General features: G+C 74.3%; 18 protein-coding genes. 7 read left to right on the forward strand and 11 right to left on the reverse strand.

Going from position 1 to position 19,555, the window contains the following annotated elements; all coding sequences use genetic code 11:
- Position 1: 1 nt before the first annotated feature.
- The 5 genes from ACLIBK_RS16675 to ACLIBK_RS16695 all read left to right on the forward strand — a co-directional run bounded on the left by ACLIBK_RS16675 (position 2) and on the right by ACLIBK_RS16695 (position 8,969).
- Positions 2-3,013, forward strand: coding sequence for a CHAT domain-containing protein (locus ACLIBK_RS16675; RefSeq protein ID WP_415388411.1), 3,012 nt, complete (start codon positions 2-4; stop codon positions 3,011-3,013).
- Positions 3,014-3,163: 150 nt separating this feature from the next.
- The gene (locus ACLIBK_RS16680) at positions 3,164-3,604 is read left to right on the forward strand and encodes a hypothetical protein (RefSeq protein WP_415388412.1); all 441 of its coding nucleotides are present in this window, start codon (positions 3,164-3,166) and stop codon (positions 3,602-3,604) included.
- 232 nt (positions 3,605-3,836) lie between these two features.
- Positions 3,837-6,044: a serine/threonine-protein kinase gene (locus ACLIBK_RS16685; protein WP_415388413.1), complete on the forward strand. Its 2,208-nt coding sequence runs from the start codon at positions 3,837-3,839 to the stop codon at positions 6,042-6,044.
- A gap of 1,661 nt (positions 6,045-7,705) precedes the next feature.
- Positions 7,706-8,437, forward strand: coding sequence for a hypothetical protein (locus ACLIBK_RS16690; protein ID WP_415388414.1), 732 nt, complete (start codon positions 7,706-7,708; stop codon positions 8,435-8,437).
- 67 nt (positions 8,438-8,504) lie between these two features.
- Complete coding sequence (locus ACLIBK_RS16695; RefSeq protein ID WP_415388415.1) at positions 8,505-8,969, forward strand: GNAT family N-acetyltransferase; 465 nt, start codon at positions 8,505-8,507, stop codon at positions 8,967-8,969.
- Positions 8,970-8,984: 15 nt separating this feature from the next.
- Here the strand turns inward: ACLIBK_RS16695 and ACLIBK_RS16700 are convergent, their stop codons facing one another.
- From ACLIBK_RS16700 to ACLIBK_RS16745, 10 genes are all read right to left on the reverse strand, one after another.
- On the reverse strand, positions 8,985-9,617 hold the full coding sequence (locus tag ACLIBK_RS16700; RefSeq protein WP_415388416.1) for an aldolase: 633 nt from the start codon (positions 9,615-9,617) through the stop codon (positions 8,985-8,987).
- On the reverse strand, positions 9,614-10,870 hold the full coding sequence (gene otnK, locus ACLIBK_RS16705; protein ID WP_415388417.1) for a 3-oxo-tetronate kinase: 1,257 nt from the start codon (positions 10,868-10,870) through the stop codon (positions 9,614-9,616). The genes ACLIBK_RS16700 and otnK overlap by 4 nt, the downstream gene beginning before the upstream one ends.
- Before the next feature lie 17 nt (positions 10,871-10,887).
- Positions 10,888-11,757, reverse strand: coding sequence for a class I SAM-dependent methyltransferase (locus ACLIBK_RS16710; protein WP_415388418.1), 870 nt, complete (start codon positions 11,755-11,757; stop codon positions 10,888-10,890).
- Positions 11,750-12,793 carry a glycosyltransferase family 4 protein gene (locus tag ACLIBK_RS16715; protein WP_415388419.1) on the reverse strand — a complete coding sequence of 348 codons (1,044 nt, stop codon included), beginning with the start codon at positions 12,791-12,793 and terminating at the stop codon, positions 11,750-11,752. Before ACLIBK_RS16715 ends, ACLIBK_RS16710 begins: the two co-directional genes overlap by 8 nt.
- Positions 12,790-13,191, reverse strand: coding sequence for a 6-pyruvoyl trahydropterin synthase family protein (locus tag ACLIBK_RS16720; protein ID WP_415388420.1), 402 nt, complete (start codon positions 13,189-13,191; stop codon positions 12,790-12,792). Before ACLIBK_RS16720 ends, ACLIBK_RS16715 begins: the two co-directional genes overlap by 4 nt.
- A 26-nt stretch (positions 13,192-13,217) precedes the next feature.
- A complete protein-coding gene (locus tag ACLIBK_RS16725; RefSeq protein WP_415388421.1) occupies positions 13,218-14,192 on the reverse strand; it encodes a zinc-dependent alcohol dehydrogenase in 975 nt (324 codons plus the stop codon).
- Complete coding sequence (locus ACLIBK_RS16730) at positions 14,189-14,965, reverse strand: RibD family protein (RefSeq protein ID WP_415388422.1); 777 nt, start codon at positions 14,963-14,965, stop codon at positions 14,189-14,191. The genes ACLIBK_RS16725 and ACLIBK_RS16730 overlap by 4 nt, the downstream gene beginning before the upstream one ends.
- A gap of 318 nt (positions 14,966-15,283) precedes the next feature.
- Positions 15,284-15,688, reverse strand: coding sequence for a hypothetical protein (locus ACLIBK_RS16735; RefSeq protein ID WP_415388423.1), 405 nt, complete (start codon positions 15,686-15,688; stop codon positions 15,284-15,286).
- Positions 15,689-15,691: 3 nt separating this feature from the next.
- The gene (locus ACLIBK_RS16740) at positions 15,692-16,057 is read right to left on the reverse strand and encodes a rod-binding protein (RefSeq protein WP_415388424.1); all 366 of its coding nucleotides are present in this window, start codon (positions 16,055-16,057) and stop codon (positions 15,692-15,694) included.
- On the reverse strand, positions 16,057-17,262 hold the full coding sequence (locus ACLIBK_RS16745; protein WP_415388425.1) for a flagellar basal body P-ring protein FlgI: 1,206 nt from the start codon (positions 17,260-17,262) through the stop codon (positions 16,057-16,059). The genes ACLIBK_RS16740 and ACLIBK_RS16745 overlap by 1 nt, the downstream gene beginning before the upstream one ends.
- Before the next feature lie 123 nt (positions 17,263-17,385).
- On the opposite strand from ACLIBK_RS16745, the gene ACLIBK_RS16750 reads away from it, so the two are divergent.
- A complete protein-coding gene (locus ACLIBK_RS16750) occupies positions 17,386-17,775 on the forward strand; it encodes a flagellar assembly protein FliX (protein WP_415388426.1) in 390 nt (129 codons plus the stop codon).
- 143 nt (positions 17,776-17,918) lie between these two features.
- Positions 17,919-18,335 carry an RNA polymerase-binding protein DksA gene (gene dksA / locus ACLIBK_RS16755; protein WP_415388439.1) on the forward strand — a complete coding sequence of 139 codons (417 nt, stop codon included), beginning with the start codon at positions 17,919-17,921 and terminating at the stop codon, positions 18,333-18,335.
- A 32-nt stretch (positions 18,336-18,367) separates the two neighbouring features.
- Here the strand turns inward: dksA and ACLIBK_RS16760 are convergent, their stop codons facing one another.
- The gene (locus ACLIBK_RS16760) at positions 18,368-19,555 is read right to left on the reverse strand and encodes a DUF1501 domain-containing protein (protein WP_415388440.1); all 1,188 of its coding nucleotides are present in this window, start codon (positions 19,553-19,555) and stop codon (positions 18,368-18,370) included.

Here is a 19,555-nt window from a genome sequence, read left to right on the forward strand (position 1 = left end):
CATGACGTTGCCCCGCGCCGCCCTGCTCCTGCTGCTGCTGGCCGGCTGTGCCCGCCCGGCCGCGGAGTCCTACGTGCAGGCCACGCTGGGCCCGCGCACGGACGGGCAACCGGCCGGCACGGATGCGCGGGGCGCGGCCTGCACCGCCCAGCCCGGCGCCGCGCCGCCGGCCGACCTGCCGGTGCTGCGGACGCAGGAAGCCTTCTGCGGCGGCTGGTCGCAGGCGGCGGCGCGGGTGGTGGAGCTGGGTGGGCCGGCCGACGCGGCGCGGCTGGACGCGCTGGCCTCCGGCGGGCTGTGGCGGACCTGGCTGGACGGGCGCGTGGCCTGCGGGGCGCCGCAGAACGCCACCCTGGCCGGCGGCCTGCCCGCCCGCGTGCTGAGCTGCACCCGCCGCACCGGCGGCTGGCCGCACATCGCCGCGGTGATCGCCGGGCCGCAGGGGCCGGTGCTGGCGGACGGGCTGTCCACCACCCTTCCGGTGATCGAGCGCCTGGCGAGCGGCACCACCGGCGGCACCGTGGCCCCGGCGGCCGGCCGCTCCGAAGGGGCGGAGCTGGCGCTGCGCCGCCTGTCCGCCGGCGCCTTCGAGGCCAACGATGTCGGCCGCTACGAGCAGCTGATGTCGCTGGGCCGCGAGCTGAACCAGGCGGAGAACTTCTCCGCCGCCGAGGACGCCTATCGCGCCGCGCTGGCGGTGCAGGAACGCGTGCTGGGCCGCGACAACCCCGACACCGTGACCGCGCTGATCCACCTGGCGCTGAACCTGTCCAACCAGGGACGGCTGCGCGACGCCGAGGCCCTGTTCACCCGCGCCGACACGCTGGCCCCGCGCGCCGCCGACCCGGTGGCCCCGGCGCGGCTGCTGCACTACCGCGGCCTGCACGCCCTGAATGCCGGGGAGCCGGCCCAGGCGGAAGCGCTGCTGCGCCGGGCCGAGAGCGCCTATGCCGCGCTGGTGCCGCCCTCGGCGCTGGAAGCGGGCACCGACGTGCTGCTGATCAACGACCCTTCCGCGCAATCGGCGCTGCTGGGCCTGGCCGAGGCGCGTCGGGGCCTGGCCATCGCCGTGTCGCGGGCCGGCCGCCCGGCCGAGGCGCCGGTGCTGCTGGCCGACAGCCAGCGCCTGCTGCGCCGCGCCGGCCTCGCGCCGGGACTGCTGATCGGCCGCGGGTTGCGCACGGAAGCTGCGGTGGAAGGGCTGCTGGGCCGCGGCGACACCGCCACCGAACGGCTCGACGAGGCGGCGCGGCGCTTCAACACCGCCGCTCCCGGCGAGCGCCCGGAAGCGGTGACGCTGTTCCTGAGCGGCGCCCGGCTGGAAGCGGCCAACCGCCACGAGGCCGCGCTGGCCGCCTTTCGCAACGGCGCGGCCGTGCTGCGCGCGCGGGGGATCGCCCTGCCAGTGGCGACGGTGTTGCCTTACCTCGACGCCCTGGCTGCGCAGGCGCGGGCGCGTCCCGCCGACGCTCCCGCGCTGTTCCGGGAAATGTTCGGCGTCGTCCAGCTCGCCCAGCGTTCCGCCACGGTGCGCTTCGTGCAGCAGGCCAGTGCCCGGCTGGGTGCGGCCGGCGGCAACGAGGCCGTGGCCGCCGCGGTGCGCCGGCTGCAGGATGCCGACCAGACCCTGCGCGACCTGTACGCCCAGCGCGACACCTCCTCCGGCAGCGGCGGGCCGAACGCGCGCGTCACCGGCACGACCGAGCTGGACAACCGCATCCAGGAAGCCCAGCGCCTGCGCGCCGAGGCGGAGAGCGAGGTGGCCGCCGCCGCCCCCGGCTACCGGCAGCTGCTGCTGAGCGTGGTGGAGGCCGATGCCGCGGCGCGCACGCTGGCGCCGGGCGAGGCGCTGGTGACCATGCTGCTGGGCCGCGACCACGGCTTCACGGTGGCGCTGCGCCGCGACGGCGTGGCCGCCGCCCGCGTGGAGATCGGCGAGGCGGAAGCGACGCGGCTGGTGAATGCCCTGCGCGAGAGCGCCGCCGGCACGGAAGGAGCCGCTCCCGGCCGCTTCAACGCCGCGCCTTCGCTGGCGCTGTACAAGGCGGTGCTGGAACCGTTGGCGGCGACGCTGGAAGGGGCGGACACGCTGATCGTCGCCCCCGATGGGCCGCTACTGGCGGTGCCCTTCGGCATGCTGCTGACCGGGCCGGTGGATCCCGGCGCTTCGCTCGGCGGGGCGCCCTGGCTGATCCGGCGGCACGCGATCGTGCACGTGCCCTCGCCGCAAACCCTGGTGACGCTGCGGGCGGCGGGAACCGGGTCGAGCGCGCCGCTGCCCTATCTCGGCTTCGGCGATTTCGTGCCGCCCACCGCGGCGCAGCTGACCCGCTCCTTTCCGCCCGATCGCTGCGCCACCGACGCACGGCTGGCGCAGGGGCTGGGCCGCCTGCCGGGCACGCGCACGGAGGTGCTGATCGCGCAGCAGACCACCGGCGCGCGGCCGGACGCGGTGAAGCTCGGTGCCGCCTTCACCGAGGCCGCGCTGCGCTCGCCCGATCTGGGGCGGGCGCGCATCCTGCACCTCGCCACCCACGCGCTGCTGCCGGGCGAGCTGAGCTGCCTGCCGGAGCCGGCGGTGGTGGTGTCGGCGCCGGCCAACGCGCCCAGCGCCGACGCATCGTTCGTGCGGGCCAGCGAGATGCTGTCGCTGCACCTCGACGCCGACCTGGTGATCCTCAGCGCCTGCAACACCGGCGGTCCCGGCGGTGGCGGTGGCGGCGAGGCGCTGTCCGGCCTGGCGCGTGCCTTCTTCTATGCCGGTGCGCGGGGGCTTCTGGCTTCGCACTGGGCGGTGGACGATTCGGCTGCGGCACTGACGGTGGCGGACCTGCTGCGCCGGCAGGAGGGGGGCAGCTCCACCGCCGCGGCGCTGCGCGGGGCGCAGCTGCTGATCCTGGAGGAGGCGGGCAAGCGCCTGCCGGAAAGCTTCGCGCATCCCTTCTACTGGGCGCCCTTCGCGCTGATCGGCGACGGCCGGCGCACGGCGCCGCAGCGCAGCGCGGGTCTCTGACGCCCCGAAACGGGTGCCGGCCGCCGCGGCATCCGGCAGCTGCGGCGTGGGACACGGATCGGCAACTGTGACGGAATACCGGCGTTGGCTCCGCGAACCCAAGTCGGGGCGGCGTGCTTCTCCGCTCCGCAGGACCAGGAGGAGCAGCACGTGCGCAAGGCGACCCTTATCGCTCTCGGCATCAGCCTCATCGCCGGTACGGCGATGGCCCAGGACCCGTCCGGTCTGACCCCGAGCAACGCACCCACGCGGACCGGCAATTCCGGCCCGGCCACCATAACGGGCTCCGCGCCCGTGCAGTCGGCCCCGATGGCGGCGCCGATGGGCAGCAGCGCGGCGCCGATGGCCTCCTCCTCCTCGGCCATGCCGTCCTCTTCCCGCGAGATGCGGCATGAGCGGCGCATGCGTCACCGCGAGATGCGCCGGATGCGGCGTTCGGCCGATGCGTCGGTGGACCGTGGCGCCGCCACCCCGGACGTGAACCGCGCCTACATGGGCGGCGGCGTGATCCTGGAAGGCGCGCCCGGCGCCCCGGCGCCGATGCCGGCCCCCACCCCGCCCGGCCAGCGGCCGGCCAACATGGTGAACTGACACCCGTGTGCCGCGCCGTGGCCCAGGCCACGGCGCATCCCGCATCGCGTCGCGAAAGGGCCGGACCCGCTGTCCGGCCCTTTCGTCGCGTGCGGGGCAGGGCGCAGCCGGCTCGCCGCCCGCCGGGGTTGGGCCACAGCCTTGTTTGCAGGGCATCTTTCGCCGCGCCGTGCAACCGTTGCGGTACGATCGGCTCTAGACGGCGGCGAGCGGCCGAAGCACCCTGCCCGACATGGTCGAATACGCCGTTCCGAACGAGATCGCGGGCAAGTACGAGATTCGCGGCACCCTCGGCAGCGGTGCCATGGGCACCGTGTTCGACGGTTTCGACCGGCTGATCGAGCGCCGCGTCGCCATCAAGGTGGTGCGCCTGCCCCCTGCCGGCGACCCTGAGAGCGACGAGGCGCGCGGCCGCTTCCGCCGCGAGGCGCAGGCCGCCGGCCGGCTGTCGCACCCTGCCATCGTCGGCGTCTACGACTATGGCGAGAATGCCGAGACCGCCTGGATCGTGATGGAACTGGTGGAAGGCGGCTCTCTCAAGGAGCCGCTGGACCGTGGCGAGCGGATGCCGCTGCCCGAGATCGTGCGGGTGATGGAGGAAGCGCTCGGCGCCCTGGCCTATTCGCACGGGCGCGGCGTGGTGCACCGCGACATCAAGCCGGCCAACATCATGGTGGCCGCCGACAAGTCGGTGAAGATCGCCGATTTCGGCATCGCGCGACTCGAGAACTCCTCGATGACGCAGGTCGGCACGGTGATGGGCACGCCCAGCTACATGTCGCCCGAGCAGCTGCGCGGCGAACCCGCCGACCTGCGCACCGACATCTGGGCTGCGGGCGTGATGCTCTACCAGTTGCTGACCGGCGAGAAGCCTTTCGAGGGCGGCTTTTCCGCGGTGATGCACAAGGCGCTGAACACCGAACCGACGCCGCCTTCCACCCTGTCCGTCACCGCGCCGCGCGCCTTCGACGCGGTGATCAGCCGCGCGCTGGCGAAGCGCCCCGAGGACCGCTACGGCAGCGCGCTGGAATTCGCCCAGGCGATCCGCGCGGCCGCCCAGGCGCCGGACAACAGCACGGGCGACCGCTTCGCCGGGGCCGGGCCGCTGCCGGGGCTGGACGACGCCACCATGGTGAGCACGGGAACCCGCCATCCCGCGCCGCCCCCGGCCCCGTCGCCCAGCCCCGTCGTGCCGGCGCCGGCACCGCCGGCCGGCAAGTCCAGGACCCCGCTGCTGGCCGGCGTGGCGGCGGTGGTGCTGCTGGCCGGCGGCGGTGCGGCCTGGTGGTTCACGCAGGGCGGCGGTGACGCGCCACCCCCCACCCCCGGGCCTTCCGTTCCCACCACCGGGCCGGTTCCCGCACCGCCCACCCCGTCGCCCCCGGGACCGGTGCTGCCGCCGACCACCCAGCCCCTGCCCAGCCCGCCGACGCAGCCGGCGCCCACGCCGCCGACGCAAACCACGCCCGCCCCGTCGCTGCCCAGCCCGCCGTCGCAGCCCGTGCCCAGCACCCCCGCGCCGGGCCCGCTGCCGGCGCCCCAAACCACGCCCGGCCTGCCGCCAACGCAGCCGATACCCACACCGACGCCGCTGCCCACGCCGTCACTGCCGCCAGCGCAGCCGACGCCTGCGCCACAGACCACGCCATCGCTGCCGCCGGCACAGCCGATCCCCACGCCGACCCCGCTTCCCCAGACCAGCCCCGCGCAGCCGGTGCCGATCCCCACGCCGCCGCGCCCCCTGCCCACGCCGCAACCCCAGGCGCCGGCCGCCCCGAGCCGGGCGGAGATCACCGCCGCGGCGCGCAACGCGGTGGCCGCTGCCCCCTGCGCGCTGCTGACCACGGCGGTGGATGACCGCGGTGCCACGATCACCGGCGTGCTGCGCCGGGGCGGCGAGGCGGCGATGCGCGACGCCCTGGCCCGCAGCGGCCTGCCGGCCGACACGGTGCGGCTGCGCGTGCAGCCCTTCGACGGTCCGTATTGCGAGCTGCTGGACGCTCTGCGCCCGCTCACCGCGGCGCCGGAACTGGGCCCGCAGCAGCTGGACCTGGCCGATCCCGCGCCGCTGCCGCGCAACGCGCTGATCCGGCTGAACATGACGATGCCGGCCGTGCCGTCGCAGCTGCACCTCACCTACGTCACCTCCGGCGGCGACGCCGCGCAGCTGGTGTCGGCGGAGCCGCAGGCCGCCGGAGCGCGCGTCCGCAAGGGCGACCGGGCGCCGGGCTTCAGCGGCTGGGAGGTGGACGAGCCCTTCGGCACCGACCTGCTCCTCGCCTTCACCTCGGACCGGCCACTCTTTGCCCAGCCGCGGCCGGTGGTGGAGCCACTGTCCACCTGGCTGCCGGCGCTGGAAGCCGCGCTGCGCCGCATCCGGCAGGAAGGCGGCCGGGTCGGTGTGCGCCCGCTGGCGGTGGACACGGTGGCGCAGCGCTGACCACCACCGCACGGCATCCGGCGGGGAGGCTGCGGGCGTCCTGAACGCCTCGCATGGGGCAGCGGCGCGCGCCGCTGCCGAGGGCGAAGCGGCCGGTGCCGCAATCCGCATGGCGGTTCTTTCCCCTCCGGCCCGGGCCGGAGGGTGGCGAGGCCGTCGTCCCGGCATGGCGGCCGGAACTGCTCCGTGCCGGCAAGGCTCGCAGCCGGGATCGACCGGAGGGCACCTTCGGGATGGCGACCCGGGCAGCGTCACCTTCCCGGCGTAGACGGCGTGCTGTGACCGCGATGCCGGTACGCCTCACTGCGCGGGCGCCGCAGCGCAGGCTGCGGCAGTCCGGTCAGCAGCACCCCGGGATGTCCGGACTGACGCGGGAAGGCTGGCGCCACCTGCACGCCCGGGTCGTGCGATGAACCGGCCGCGAGTCTGAAGGCTACCGGGCCGGCAGCGCACTGCCTCGGCACTGGCGTTGCGTTTCCCCCGCCTTTGGTCGAGCACCGCGCAGTCGCCGCCATGACCGCCTGCGAGCACGGCGGGGCATGGCCGTTCCGCATCGCCGTTGTGCTTCCTGTTGCTTGTCGCGGCGGGCTGACCGAGGCGTCGCCGCCGCCGCCGCCGCCGCCGCCGCCGCGGCCTGACAGCAGCCCGTCCTGTGGTCGGCACGAAGTCGTGGCCGGCATCCCCTGTGCCATCGCGCCAGCATCGGGAGGGAAGTGCAGGGGATTCCGGCGATGGCGAAAGGAACGCTCGGCCAGCTTCTGCGAGGCGATGCCGCCGGAAGACACTGGCGAGCATCCGTTCGAAGCGCCGCGCATGACTCCGCAAAGCAAATTCCCGAGCACTGAGTCGGATCAGGTGCTGGCCGCCACCGCCGTGCGCGGCCGTCGGAAAGCGAGCAAGCGTCGGTGCATTGCGCCGGAAGGATGGCGGAACTGCCGAAGTTCCGACACGGGATGACCGGCCGCGAGGCGCAAGAACTTCGCTGCGGGAACACGGATCCTTTCCAGAGGTATTTTCGTGCCTGCCCGCGGCAGCTTTTCCCGCCACGCTGCATCCATCGGTGCATGGCCGACGTACAAAGACCGTGGTCGTTTGGGCCAGCGCGCAAAGCCTGCTCCGCGCGCTGCGCGGTGCGTGCGGGGAGTCCGGATCAGGCAGATGCCGACGCGTCGCGTCACGCGCGAACCACGGCGCGTGCAGGCGGAACATGAGTCACGAGAGTCACAGCGCGACTCAATCCGCACGGTTCTCGCGAGATCGCGTGCGAAAATGCCGCTGCGCCGGATGTCTTTTCGTTGACAACCCTGTTGCGCGTACCGATAGCGTTGCACGCGCGCCATCGTCCGCTCGATTCGCTGTCGCCGCACCAGTACGGTGCGCGCCGCGGCAAAGGTGGAAACGAAGCGCAGCAGCGTGGAAGGTGTGGTCCATGGACCGCAGGCGGGCGCCGAGATTCCAGCGAAACGGCGAATGCCGGATCGAAGCGCCGGGTCGGAACACGCGTGGTGCTGCCGCTTCATGCGTGCGCCGCGCGCCGAACGCCCGCGATGCGTGGAACCAGGGACTGCACCGGTCGTGCTGCGAAGCCCGAAGCGGGCGATGAGCGTTCCTGCGTCGGGCCACCAAGCCCCCCAATCAACATGCACCAGGAGATCCGGCACGTGAGCGACGAGACCACCGAGAAGAGCCCGCAGGCTCAGGCCATGGCGATGAGCACGACGCGCCGCACCGCCACCACGCGCAAGGCCAGCACCGCCGGTCGTAAGCCCGCGGCCAAGGCCGCGCCCGCCAAGAAGACGGCGGCCAAGCCGGCGGCCAAGGCGTCCACGCGCTCGGCGGCGGCGAAGAAGCCCGCGGCCAAGGCTGCGCCGGCCAAGAAGACGGCCACGCGCAGCACGGCCGCTGCGGCCAAGAAGCCCGCCGCGCGCAAGACCGCTGCCGCCAAGCCCGCGGCGTCGCGTCGCACCACCACGGCTGCCGCGGCGAAGAAGCCCGCCGCGCGCAAGACGGCCGCGGCCAGGACCACCGCCGCCAAGCCCGCCGCGCGGCGCAGCACCGCCGCCGCCACCGCGGCGAAGAAGCCTGCCGCGCGCAAGACGGCCGCCGCCAAGGCGCCCGCGCCGAAGCGCGCCACCGCCGCGCGCAAGACCACCGCGCGCGCTGCGGCACCCGCCAAGCGCGCCACCGCCGCGCGCAAGCCCGCCGCCGCGGCCGCCAGCCGCAGCAGCACCGCGCGCCGCAGCAGCGCCGCTTCGGCCGCCACCTCCTCGCGCTCCGAAGCCGCGAAGAAGGGTGCCGCGACCCGCGCGCGCCGCAAGGCCGAAGCCGCCGCCGCTGCCGCTCCCACGCCGGAAGCGGCGCCGGAAAGCAACGAGGGCGAGAGCAACAGCTGAGCCTTCCCGGCTCCTCACCGAAGGGCGCCGCGTTCGTGCGGCGCCCTTCTTTCTTTCGGACCGTACCGTGATCGCCATCCAGCCCATCCCGCCGGCGGAGCGCGCGGCGCTCGTGCCGCTGCTGGACGCCTACATGGCGGAGATGCGCCCGGTGCTGGCCGGCCATCGCGGCGCCAGCGGTGCCGAGGCTGCCGCGTTGCTGGCCGCCGATCCGCGCGCGGAGGTGCTGCTGGCGCGGCGGGACGGGGTCGCGGCGGGCTTCGCCGTGTTCTTCGACCTGCCCGAGATCGTCTTTGCCCGCCGCTGCGGCGCGCTGGACGATCTCTTCGTGCACCCCGCCTCGCGCGGCCAGGGCGTCGCGCGCGCCCTGCTGGCGGCGCTGACGGAGGAAGGACGCGCGCGGCACTGGAGCCACCTGCGCTGGATCGTGCCGGAAGGCGACGCCGCCGCGATCACCCTTTACGAGCGCATGGCGCAGCGCGCGCCCTGGCGCTCCTACGTGCTGCGGCTGGACCCCGACGCGTCGCTCTGACCGGTCCGCAGCGCCTCAGCCGAAGGTGGCGAGCAGGTCATCGCGCTGCGCCGGCGTCAGTTCCCGCGCCGGCAGGCCGCGCAGCATCAGCGCCAGCCGCGCCGCTTCTTCCAGCTCCTCGGCGGCGTTCACCGCGTCGAGCAGGGTCTTGCCCGACACCACCGGCCCGTGATTGGCCAGCAGCAGCGCCCGTGCTTCCCGCGCCGCCGCGTGCACCGCGGGTTCCATCGCCGCGTCGCCCGGGCGGTAATAGGGGATCACCGGCAGGTGCCGTCCGACGCGCATGACGAAATAGGGCGTCAGCGGCGGGATCGGCGCGTCCTCGCCCGGTTGGGCCAGGCAGGCGACCGCGGTGGCGTGGGTGGAATGCAGGTGCACCACGGCGCCCGCCTCGGGACGCGCCCGCAGCACGGCGCGGTGCAGGAACACCTCCTTGGAGGGTGCGTCGCCGCCGACATGCCGCCATTCCGCGTCCAGCCGACTGAGCCGCGCCGGGTCGAGCCGGCCGAGCGAGGAATTGGTCGGCGTCATCAGCACGCCGTCCTCCAGCCGCACCGAGATGTTGCCGGCCGAGCCCACGGAATAGCCGCGCGCGAAGAGGCTGGCTGCCAGCTCGCAGAGCAGCGTGCGGAGCTCGGGCTCGCTCACGCCACCTCTCCCTCGAAGGCGGTCAGGAAGAGGTCGCGCCCGCCGAAATTGCCGGATTTCAGCGCGAGGTGCAGCCCGCTCTCCGTGGCGGTCCAGGGCACGCCCGCGGCGATCTCCGGCCCGATGCGCAGGCTGCGCACGCCCAGCCGCCCCACGGCGGCGCCGGAGGTTTCGCCCCCCGCCACCATCAGCCGGCCGACGCCGCGCGCCACCAGCCCCGCCGCCACTTCCGCCAGCGCGGCTTCCACCAACGCGCCGGCAGCCTCGCGCCCGATGCGCGCCTGCAGGGCGCGCACACGGTCGGGCGGGGCGGAGGCCGCGATCACCACCGGGCGCTCCGCCGAAAGGCGGCCTTCCACCCAATCCAGCGCCTGTTGCGCCAGGGCCGCGGCATCGGGCGTGGCGAGCGGGTCCAGCTCCAGCACCGGCACATGGTCGCGCGCCACGCCGATCTGCGCCAGCGTGGCGCGGGAGCAGGAGCCCGCCAGCACGGCGCAGGAACCGTGCGGGGCGGGCAGGGCGGCGGCGTCGCGGCGCTCCGGCAGCAGGCCGGCGGCGCGGAAGTTGTGCGGCAGCCCCATCGCCACGCCGGACCCGCCGGTGACCAGCGGGTGCGCCGCGGCAGCCTCGCCGATCGCCAGCAGGTGCTCCTCGGTCAGGGCATCGAGGATGGCGAAGCGGCGGCCGCTCTCGGCCAGGCGGGTCATCTCGCGCCGGATGGCGGCGGCACCTGCCTGCACGGTGTTGAAGGGCACCAGCCCCACCGAGCCTTCCACCTGCGCCGACAGCACCCGCAGGAGGTTGGGGTCGCGCATCGGCGTCAGCGGGTGGTCCTGCATCCCGCTCTCGCTGAGCAGCGCGGCGCCGACGAAGAGGTGGCCCTGGTAGACCGTGCGCCCATTGGCGGGAAAGGCGGGGCAGGCGAGGGCGAAGCCGGATTGCAGCCGTCGCAGCAGCGCTTCCGCCACCGGGCCGATATTGCCCGCCGCCGTGCTGTCGAAGGTGGAGCAGTATTTGAAGAAGATCTGCCGCGCCCCGCCCGCCAGCAGCGCGTCGCAGGCGGCGAGGGAGAGCGACACCGCTTCCGACGCGGGAACCGTGCGCGACTTCAGCGCCACCACCACCGCGTCCGCCTCGGGTAGGGGCCCGTCGGGGACGCCGATCACCTGCACCGTGCGCATCCCGTACCGCACCAGCGTGGCGGCGAGGTCGGTGGCGCCGGTGAAATCGTCGGCGATGCAGCCCAGCAGCATGGGGCGGTTCCTTTTTGTCAGTCCCCGGTTGGCGGCAGCGCCAGCAGGTCGAGGTGGCCGATCGTGGCGCGCAGCCGCCCGCGCCTCGCCTGGAGCTGCCGCTCCGTACCCCAGCCGAGGATGGGCCGGAAACGATGCGGCGTCGCCAGCGCCGCTGCCGCGGCATGTCCGGCCACCAGCTGCGCCAGCAGCGCCGGTTCCGCCGCGCCGAGCCGCCAGGGCGAGCGCGCGGTGTGCACGGCGAAGCCGCGCGCCGCGAAGGCCCGCGCCGCCGCGTGCCCCGCCGCGGCACCCAGGGCGGGTCCCACGAAGCCCTTGTCGCGCACCTGATCGCGGCGGAAGCCCTGCGCCACCATCGCGTCGCGCCGGTCCGGCGGCCAGAAGCGGTCGCGCCCGTCCACGCTCAACGCGGCGTAGAAGGGCACCGCCAGCACGTCGGCAAAATCTTCCAGCCAGTCCTGCGACACCAGGTCCAGCAGCGCGGAGCACACCACCGCATCCGCCTCGCGGTCCGGCAGCCAGTCCGGCGTGTCGGCCAGGTCGGCGATCAGCCCTTCCACCCGCCAGGCGCCCATCGGGGCGTGCACCAGCAGCACGCGCTTGCTGGGGGCGCTGATGCGGAAGCCGACCTGCAGCACGCGGCCGGCGATGGTGTCGAAGGCGCGCTCGATCAGGGAGGCATCGGCATCCACCAGCGTCCAGGCCTGCGGCCCGCGGATGCGCGGCGCCAGCCAGCGGAACAGGCTGCCGGTGCCGGCGCCGAGGTCAATCAGCTTCGGCCGCGGCGGCAGCAGCGACACCAGCGCCGCGGCCAGGGCGCCGTCGCGCGCGCGGGCATCGGCCGGCTCGCGCAGGTCCAGCCAGTCCGGGCTGAAAGTCTCAACCACGTGCGGCCTCCAGCTCGGCGGCGAAGGCGACGGCGCGGTCTTCCCAGCGCGGCAGCGCCTGCCCGGCGCGCCAGGAAGCGGCGGCCATGCGGGCGCGCAGCGGCGCGTCGAAGATCACCCGGCGCAGGGCGCGCGACAGGCTGGCGTGGTCGCCCGGCGGCGAGGCCACGCCCGCGCCCTCCGGCATCAGCTCGGCCAGGGCACCGCCCTTGCACAGGGCCAGCGGCAGGCCGCGCGCCATCGCCTCGGCCGCCGCCATGCCGTAGCCTTCCCACCAGGAGGCCAGCGCGAAGATGTCGGCCTTGGCATAGAGCGCCTCCAGCGCCTCGGCCGACACCTCGCCCGCGAAGGAAACGCGGCTGCCGATGCCCAGCTCCTCCGCCAGGGCGAGCAGCGCCTGGGCGTGCACCGGATCGCGCGGCGCGCCGGCCACGGTCAGCATCCAGTCGAGGTCGGTCAGCCGCCCCAAAGCGCGCAGCAGCACGTCGTGCCCCTTGCGCGGCACCAGCACGCCCACCGACAGGATGTGGCAGGGACCGCCGTTCGAACCCGCCGCGCGCGCGGCCGGCTCGGTGCCCGGCTCCACCACGCCGACCCGCGCGGGGTCGGCGCCGAACTCCTCCGGCAGGCGCGAGGCGGTGAGATACGAGGTGGCGACCAGCCGCGCCAGGGCGGGAAACAGCGCGCGCTCCCGCGCCTTGAGCTCGTCGCGCTCGGCCTCGGAGAAGCCGGTTTCCAGCGCGGTGGGATGATGGATCAGCCCGACGGCGCTGCGGCGTTCCAGCTCGGACAGCAGCGGCGCAAAGGCGGGCAGGCCCAGCCCGTCGATCACCAGCGCCTCGTCTTCGGCGCAGCCGTCCAGCGCCGCGCGGGCATCCGCTTCCGCCGCCGCGTCGGGCAGCGGGTGGCGGCCGGAGAGTTCCACGACGCGCACCGCGTGCCCGATCGCGCGCAGCCCTTCCACGATGCGGCGGTCATAGCCGTAGCCGCCACTGACCGAGCCGAAGGGGCCGGGAACCAGCAGGGCCAGCTTCACGCGACCGGGCCCTCGAAGGCGGCCCAGGCCAGCGGGCTTTCGCGCAGCAGCACCTTCAAGCCGGTGACATTGCGCCCGCCCTCGCCCAGCTTGCCGGCGCGCATCGCGTCGCAGAGCAGGCCGTGGATATGGGCGCAGAGGAACTCCGTGGTGGTGTTCTGCCCGACCATTTCCGGCACCTCGTCGAGGTTGCGGTAGTCCATGGCGTCCAGCACGCGCCGCAGCTCCACCCGGGCGGCACCGATATCCACCAGCAGGTTGCTCTCATCGAGCGTCGGCGCGCGGAACTCCGCTTCCACCACGAAGGTGGCGCCGTGGACGCGCTGGGCGGGGCCGAACTCCTCGCCGCGAAAGGAATGGGCCACCATGATGTGGTCGCAAACGGTCAGGCTGAACACGCGGGCACGATCCTCTGTGCGGTTTCTCAGTACAGGATGACGGGGCAGAGCGGCGCGGCTTCGCCCGGGGGGGTGTCCAGCAGCCGCGGCAGCGCCTCGGGCAGGTGCGGAAAGGCGACCACGGGGCCGCAGAGCGCGTCCAGCGCCGGCTCGCGCAGCAGTTCCAGCGCCAGGGCCAATCGCTCGGCATGGCTGCGGCGGCCGCGCATCGCGGGGGCGACCTGGCCGACCTGGGTCGCCACCAGCTGCAGCCGCCGGGAATGGAAGGCTTCGCCCAGCGGCAGCGACACGGCGCGGTCGCCGAACCAGGAGGCTTCCAGCACCCGCGCCTCGTTGGCGGCGCAGCGCAACGCGAGCTGCAAGCCTTCGGCGCTGCCGCTGGCATGCACCACCAGCTCGCGATCTGCCGGCGCCCCCGAGGGCAGTGCGAAGCGCAGCCCCAGCCGCTCGGCCACGGCGCGGCGGCCGGGATCGGCGTCCACCAGCACGAGGTCCGGGGCGGGGAAGCGCGACAGCAGCCAGGCGCAGAGCAGCCCGACCACCCCGGCGCCGATCACCAGCACGCGCTCGCCCGGCAGTGGCCGCGCGTCCCAGACGATGTTGAGCGCGGTTTCCATGTTGGCGGCCAGCACCGCGCGGGTGTCCGGCACCGCGTCGGGCACCGGCACGCACATCGCCGCCGGTGCCAGGAAGCGGTCCTGGTGCGGGTGCAGGCAGAAGGCCCGCCGGCCCAGCAGCGCTTCCGGCCCCGCTTCCACGAGGCCCACCGCGGCGTAGCCGTACTTCACCGGGAAAGGGAAATGGCCGCCCATCAGCGGCGCCGCCATCACGGCCCACTGCGATTCCGGCACGCGGCCCGCCAGCACCAGCCGTTCCGTGCCGCGCGACACGCCGCTGGCCAGGGCGCGCACCAGCACCTGGTCGGGACCCGGCGCGGGCAGTGCCTCCTCGCGCAGCTCGGCACGGCCGGGCGCCACACACCAGAGCGCACGCGCCGTCACGCGCAGTTCCCGGGGCGGGCGCGGCGCAGCGGGATGTCGAACAGCACGTCGTCGCCCAGCGGATGCACGGTCCAGCCGAAGCGCATGCCGTCGGCGATGCACATGGCTTCCGGCAAAACAAAGGCGGGCCGGCCAGAGCCCAGGATCACCGGCGCCACGGTCAGGTGCAGCCGGTCCAGCAGCCCGGCGGCCAGGAAGCGCGACACGGTGACGCCGCCGCCCTCCACGAAAACGCGGCGCAACCCGCGTGCCGCCAGCGCCCGCAGCAGCGCCGGCAACGACACGCCGCCGGCGTCGCGCGGCAGGCGCAGCACCTCCGCCGTGCCGTGCTGCTCGGCACCGGGCGCATCGGCCGCGCAGCAGAGCAGCGTCGGCGGGCCGCCGCAGAAGACGCGGTGATGCGCGGGCAGGCGCCGCTCGGGGTCCAGCACCACGCGCACGGGGTCGGGGCCGCGGGCTTCGCGCGTGGTCAGCCGCGGGTCGTCGGCGGCCACCGTGCCGGCGCCCACCAGCACCGCGTCGAACAGCGCGCGCAGCCGATGCGTGTGCCGGATGTCGCCCTGGCCACCGATCCACTGGCTGTGGCCGCCCGCGGTGGCGATGCGCCCATCGAGGGTTTGCGCCAGCCGCCCCAGCACGAGGCAGCCATCCTCCCCTTCGGGTGCGGCGAGCAGCGGCGCGAACAAGGCGTCCAGCGCGGGATCGAGCCGCGCCGGCGCCGCCCCGTCATGGCGTGCCCGCAGCAGCGCGTCCCAGCCATCCTCGTCCAGCATGGCGATAGTCTATGCCGCACGGATCGGTGATGCGCCATCCTGGCGTAGCGCTGGGTGGCCCGCAGGGGGCTCTGCCCCCTGCACCCCAGGCAAAGGCGCAGCCTGTGTCTACGACGGGGACCTCGTAGGTCCCCGGACCCCGCCGTGAGTTGGCGCTGGTGGACAGGGTGTCACTTCGCGGCAGCTACGCCCGCGAAGTGACACCCTGTCCACCAGCGCCACACTTTCACAAACGGAAGGTCCAGGAAACTCAGTCTCCCGGCGGGGGAGCGCGAGGGGGCAGAGCCCCTTCGTGGGCCACCCGGCTCCCCGCCCGGATCAGGCCCGCGCCGTCAGCGTCAGGGCGGGCGTCAGGCGCGGGCTGCGGCGCAGGCCGGCGCTGCCATAGGTGGTGGGCTGGGCGCGGGGCAGGGCGGCGGTGGCGATGGTCTCGATCACGCGGGACTGCAGGGTGATGGCGCGTTCCAGCAGGCGGCGGTTCTCGGCCGAGAGTTCCCGCAGGTGCGTGGACAGCGCCTCGGCGCGGCTGCGTTCCGGTCCTGCGGCGCGGGCGCCGGTGCGGGTGGCGGCGGTGAAGGCGGCGGCAAAGGCGTCCGAGGCGCGGATCTTGGCATCCGCCAGCTGCGTGGCGCGCAGCAGGTCGAGCCGCGACAGCGCCTCGTTCTCCGCGCCCAGCGCCTCGGCCAGCTGGGTGCCGGCCTGGATCAGCGACTGCATCATCATGAGCTAGTTTCCGTTCCCGATGGTTGATGCGGCGTTGCCGCCGGAGGGATCCGATGGGGCCGCGGCGGAGGCGCCGCCCTGCATCCGCAGCATCTCGCGCAGCACGGCGTCGGCCAGGCCGATGCCGCCGCGCCGCGACCAGCTCTCGGCATAGGCGTCCACCAGCATGGGCTGCCATTGCGCCTCGGCATTGCCGCCGCCGAAGGCACCGCGGTCGGCGTGCAGCGTGCCGAAGGCCGGCTGCAGCAGCGCGCCCAGGGCCTGCGCCTCGAAGCGGCGCGCGGCCTCGCGCATCGCGGGCAGGGTGGTGGGATGGCCCAGCGGGCCGGGAGCGGAGGCGGCCGTCGGGGCCGTGGACAGGGCGGGCATCAGCGCACCTCCAGCTCGGCCTGCAGGGCGCCGGCGGCCTTCACCGACTGCAGGATGGTGATCATGTCGCGCGGCCCGACGCCCAGCGCGTTCAAACCGCGCACGAGGTCCTGCAGCGTCACGCTCTGCGGCAGGATGCCGAGGCGGCGCCCGTTCTGGTCGTCCACCTCGATGCCCGTGCGCGGCACCACCGCCGTTTGTCCGCCGGACAGCGGCCCGGGCTGGCTGACCTGCGGCGTTTCGGTGATGCGGATGGTCAGGTTGCCCTGGGCGATGGCCACGGTGGAGACCCGCACCTCCGCGCCCATGACGATGGTGCCCGAGGCTTCCTCGATCACCACCCGCGCGGCCTGGTCGGGCACGACGCGCAGCTGCTCGATCTCGTTCAGCAGGGCGGCGATGTCGCGCCCGCCGGTCAGCAGCACCACCGTGCGCGGGTCGGTGGCGGTGGCGATGCCGCCGGTGCGCGCGTTGATCGCCGCGGCGATGCGGTGGGCGGTGGTCAGGTCGGGGTTGCGCAGGCTAAGCCGCACCCGGTCGCGGCCGGCCAGCTCGAAGGGCACCTCGCGCTCCACCACCGCGCCGTTGGCGATCCGGCCGGAGGTCGGCACGCCCCGCTGCACCGAGGCCGCGGCGCCGCGCGCCCCGATCGCCCCCGTGGCCACCGCGCCCTGGGCCACGGCGTAGACCTCGCTGTCGGCGCCCAGCAGCGGCGTCACCAGCAGCGTGCCGCCGGTGAGGTTGGTGCTGTCGCCCAGCGCCGAGACGGCGAGGTCGATGCGCGAGCCCGGCCGGGCAAAGGCCGGCAGGTTGGCGGTGACCATCACCGCGGCGACGTTGCGGGTGTCGAGCTGGCGCTCGTTGTCGCGGGTGTTGACGCCCAGCCGTTCCAGCATGCCCACCAGGGATTGCCGGGTGAACACGGCCGAGCGCAGGCGGTCCCCCGTGCCGGGCAGCCCCACCACCAGCCCGTAGCCAACCAGCTGGTTGTCGCGCACCCCCTCGACGTCGGCGATGTCCTTGATCCGGATCTGCGCCGCGGCGGGCAGGGCCAGCGCCAGGGGCAGCAGCAGATACAGCAGCAGGACGCCGAGGAAGCGGCGCGCGGCCCGGGCCGGTGCGGAACGGCGGGAGGGGCGGCCATGCGCGACCCGGCGGGCCGCAGGCTGCGCCTTCGTGCTTCGGAAACCGGATCGCGTCAGCATGGGCATCATCTCGCCCGTGGCAGCGCAACCGCCGTGCCAGCGCTTTCCGGGGGAGGGGTCGGCAGGAACTGCCGGATGGGCGGCGGAAGCCGCCGGCCATCCGGCAAAGGAGAACAGGAACCCATGCAGCGCGTCGGCGACATCCGCCCCGCCTTTTCCGGCGTTCCCAGCCGCCGCCCCGGCGCGAGCGGCGGCTTCCGCCTGCCCGGCGGCACGGAGGAAACGGGCAGCAGCGCCACGGTGACGGCCGCTTCCCCGCTGGGACTGCTGGCGGTCCAGGAAGAACCGGACGACCCGCGCGCCCGGAACCGGCGCGCCGCCCGCCGGGCCACGGCGCTGCTGGACGAACTGGCCGGGCTGCAGGCGGAGATGCTGGGCGGCCGCCCGGACCCGGCGCGGCTGGAACGCCTGGCAGCCCTGGCGGAAGGGGAAGGCGCCATCGATCCGGCCCTGGCCGAGGTGCTGGAGGGGGTGGCGCTGCGCGCCCGGATCGAGGCGGCGCGTTACAAGTAAGACACAGTGTGGCCGATAAGACTGTTGTAACCCGATCGTCTCACCTGCCCTCTTGGCTTGGCAGCCATGCGCCCTGTATGAGGCTCACGATTTCGTGGACCGGGAATGCCGCCGGGATCCAGGATGTCGAGGGGATGCGCGCGATGCTGATGACGCTACCGCCGGACTACCGCCCGTCCGATGTCGAGTCCTTCATGAACAGCCAGCAGCAGCAGTACTTCCGCGCGAAGCTGCTGCGCTGGCGCCAGGACCTGGTGCGGGAAGCGGGCGAAACGCTCGTTTCTATGGGCCAGGGCGGCATCGTCGAGGCGGACCTCACCGACCGCGCCAGCGTGGAAACCGACCGGGCGCTGGAACTGCGCACCCGCGACCGCGCCCGCAAGCTGATCTCCAAGATCGACCAGGCGCTGGAGCGGATCGAGAACGGCACCTACGGCTATTGCGAGGAAACCGGCGAGCCGATCGGCCTCCGTCGTCTGGAAGCCCGACCCATCGCCACGCTGAGCATCGAGGCGCAGGAGCGCCACGAACGCATGGAACGCGTCCACCGCGACGACTGAGCGCGCCGGGCCGGGCAGGTGCCCGGCCCCCGTCACGCCGTCAGCAACCGCGCATCGGCCTCCACCCCATCGCTGCCCGGGAACGCGGCGGCGATGGCGCGTGGGGGCAGTTTCAGGTGATTGGCCAGCAGTCCCTTGGCCAAGGACCGCAGGTCCGTGGTGGGTTGCAGGTCGCGGTTCTCGAACAGGTTGTCCGGGCTCAGTCCCGGCCAGTTGCCTGCAACGCGCCCGCCCGCTACCGCGCCGCCCGCCACGAAAGCCACGCTCGCCGTGCCATGGTCGGTGCCATTGGACCCGTTGGCCCGCACCGTGCGGCCGAACTCAGTCATCACCAGCACCGCCGTATGCTTCCAGGCGGGCCCGAGCTGCGACTGCAGCGCTGCCAATCCGCCATCCAGCTGCGTCAAGGGCCCATTCAGCCGCCCCATCTGCGAGTCGTGCGTGTCCCAGCCGCCGATTTCCAGCGCTGCCACGCGCGGGCCGTTCGGCGCGGCCAGCATCCGTCCCGCTGCCTCCGCCAGTTCGATGAAGCCCGAACGGCGCTGCTGCGACTCGCCCAGGATGTCGGAACTCATGCCGCGCGCCCGCATCCCCTCGGCCATGGCCGGGCCGAGCACGGGGTCCTCATGATTGAGGTCCATCAACCGGGCGTAAAGGTCCGGGTCTGGCCGGGCCGAGCGCGCCGCGGCGTACATCGCCACCGGCACGGCCCCACGCATCAGCAGCGGCAGGTCGAGGCCCACCACCAGCCCGGTGCGGGCATGCGCCGCGGTTTCCGGGATCGCCGTCAGCGCGCGGTTCAGCCAGCCGGAGTTCAGCCGCTGCTCCGCACCACTTTCCAGCATGTCCTGCGCGTCGAAATGGCTTCGCGAACGGTAAGGTCCCGCCGCCGCGTGGACGATCAGCAACCCGTTCTCACGATAAAGCCGGTGCATGTTGGCCAGCTTCGGATGCAGCCCGAAGCGGCCGCCGAGGTCGAGCAGCCCGCCTTCCTGCCCAGGCTCCGGCAGCGCCAGTGGCCCGCGCAGCTCCAGCCAGTTGGGCTCGCCATAGGCCTGCACCACGGCCAGCCCGTCCATGGCCCCACGCAACAGGACCACCACCAGCCGTGCTTCGCCGGCCACCCCGTCGCCGAAGGCCAGTCGCGCGTTGCCTGCCATGGCGAGGGAGGTGAGGCCGAGCAGCAGTCCCCGCCGACCGATCCTGGGAAGGTGTGGCAT

The sequence above is a fragment of the Roseomonas sp. BN140053 genome (assembly GCF_047690175.1).
In the GTDB taxonomy this organism is placed as follows: Bacteria; Pseudomonadota; Alphaproteobacteria; order Acetobacterales; family Acetobacteraceae; genus Roseomonas.

What these genes read in the sequence shown, in the direction of transcription:
- ACLIBK_RS16675 (WP_415388411.1), top strand. Translation starts at nt 2, where the DNA reads ATGACGTTGCCCCGCGCCGCCCTGCTCCTGCTGCTGCTGGCCGGCTGT.
- ACLIBK_RS16750 (WP_415388426.1), top strand. Translation starts at nt 17,386, where the DNA reads ATGCAGCGCGTCGGCGACATCCGCCCCGCCTTTTCCGGCGTTCCCAGC.
- ACLIBK_RS16735 (WP_415388423.1), bottom strand. Translation starts at nt 15,688, where the DNA reads ATGATGATGCAGTCGCTGATCCAGGCCGGCACCCAGCTGGCCGAGGCG.
- otnK (WP_415388417.1), bottom strand. Translation starts at nt 10,870, where the DNA reads ATGCTGCTGGGCTGCATCGCCGACGATTTCACCGGCGCCACCGACCTC.
- ACLIBK_RS16740 (WP_415388424.1), bottom strand. Translation starts at nt 16,057, where the DNA reads ATGCCCGCCCTGTCCACGGCCCCGACGGCCGCCTCCGCTCCCGGCCCG.
- ACLIBK_RS16730 (WP_415388422.1), bottom strand. Translation starts at nt 14,965, where the DNA reads ATGCTGGACGAGGATGGCTGGGACGCGCTGCTGCGGGCACGCCATGAC.
- ACLIBK_RS16745 (WP_415388425.1), bottom strand. Translation starts at nt 17,262, where the DNA reads ATGCTGACGCGATCCGGTTTCCGAAGCACGAAGGCGCAGCCTGCGGCC.
- ACLIBK_RS16760 (WP_415388440.1), bottom strand. Translation starts at nt 19,555, where the DNA reads ATGCCACACCTTCCCAGGATCGGTCGGCGGGGACTGCTGCTCGGCCTC.
- ACLIBK_RS16685 (WP_415388413.1), top strand. Translation starts at nt 3,837, where the DNA reads ATGGTCGAATACGCCGTTCCGAACGAGATCGCGGGCAAGTACGAGATT.
- dksA (WP_415388439.1), top strand. Translation starts at nt 17,919, where the DNA reads ATGCTGATGACGCTACCGCCGGACTACCGCCCGTCCGATGTCGAGTCC.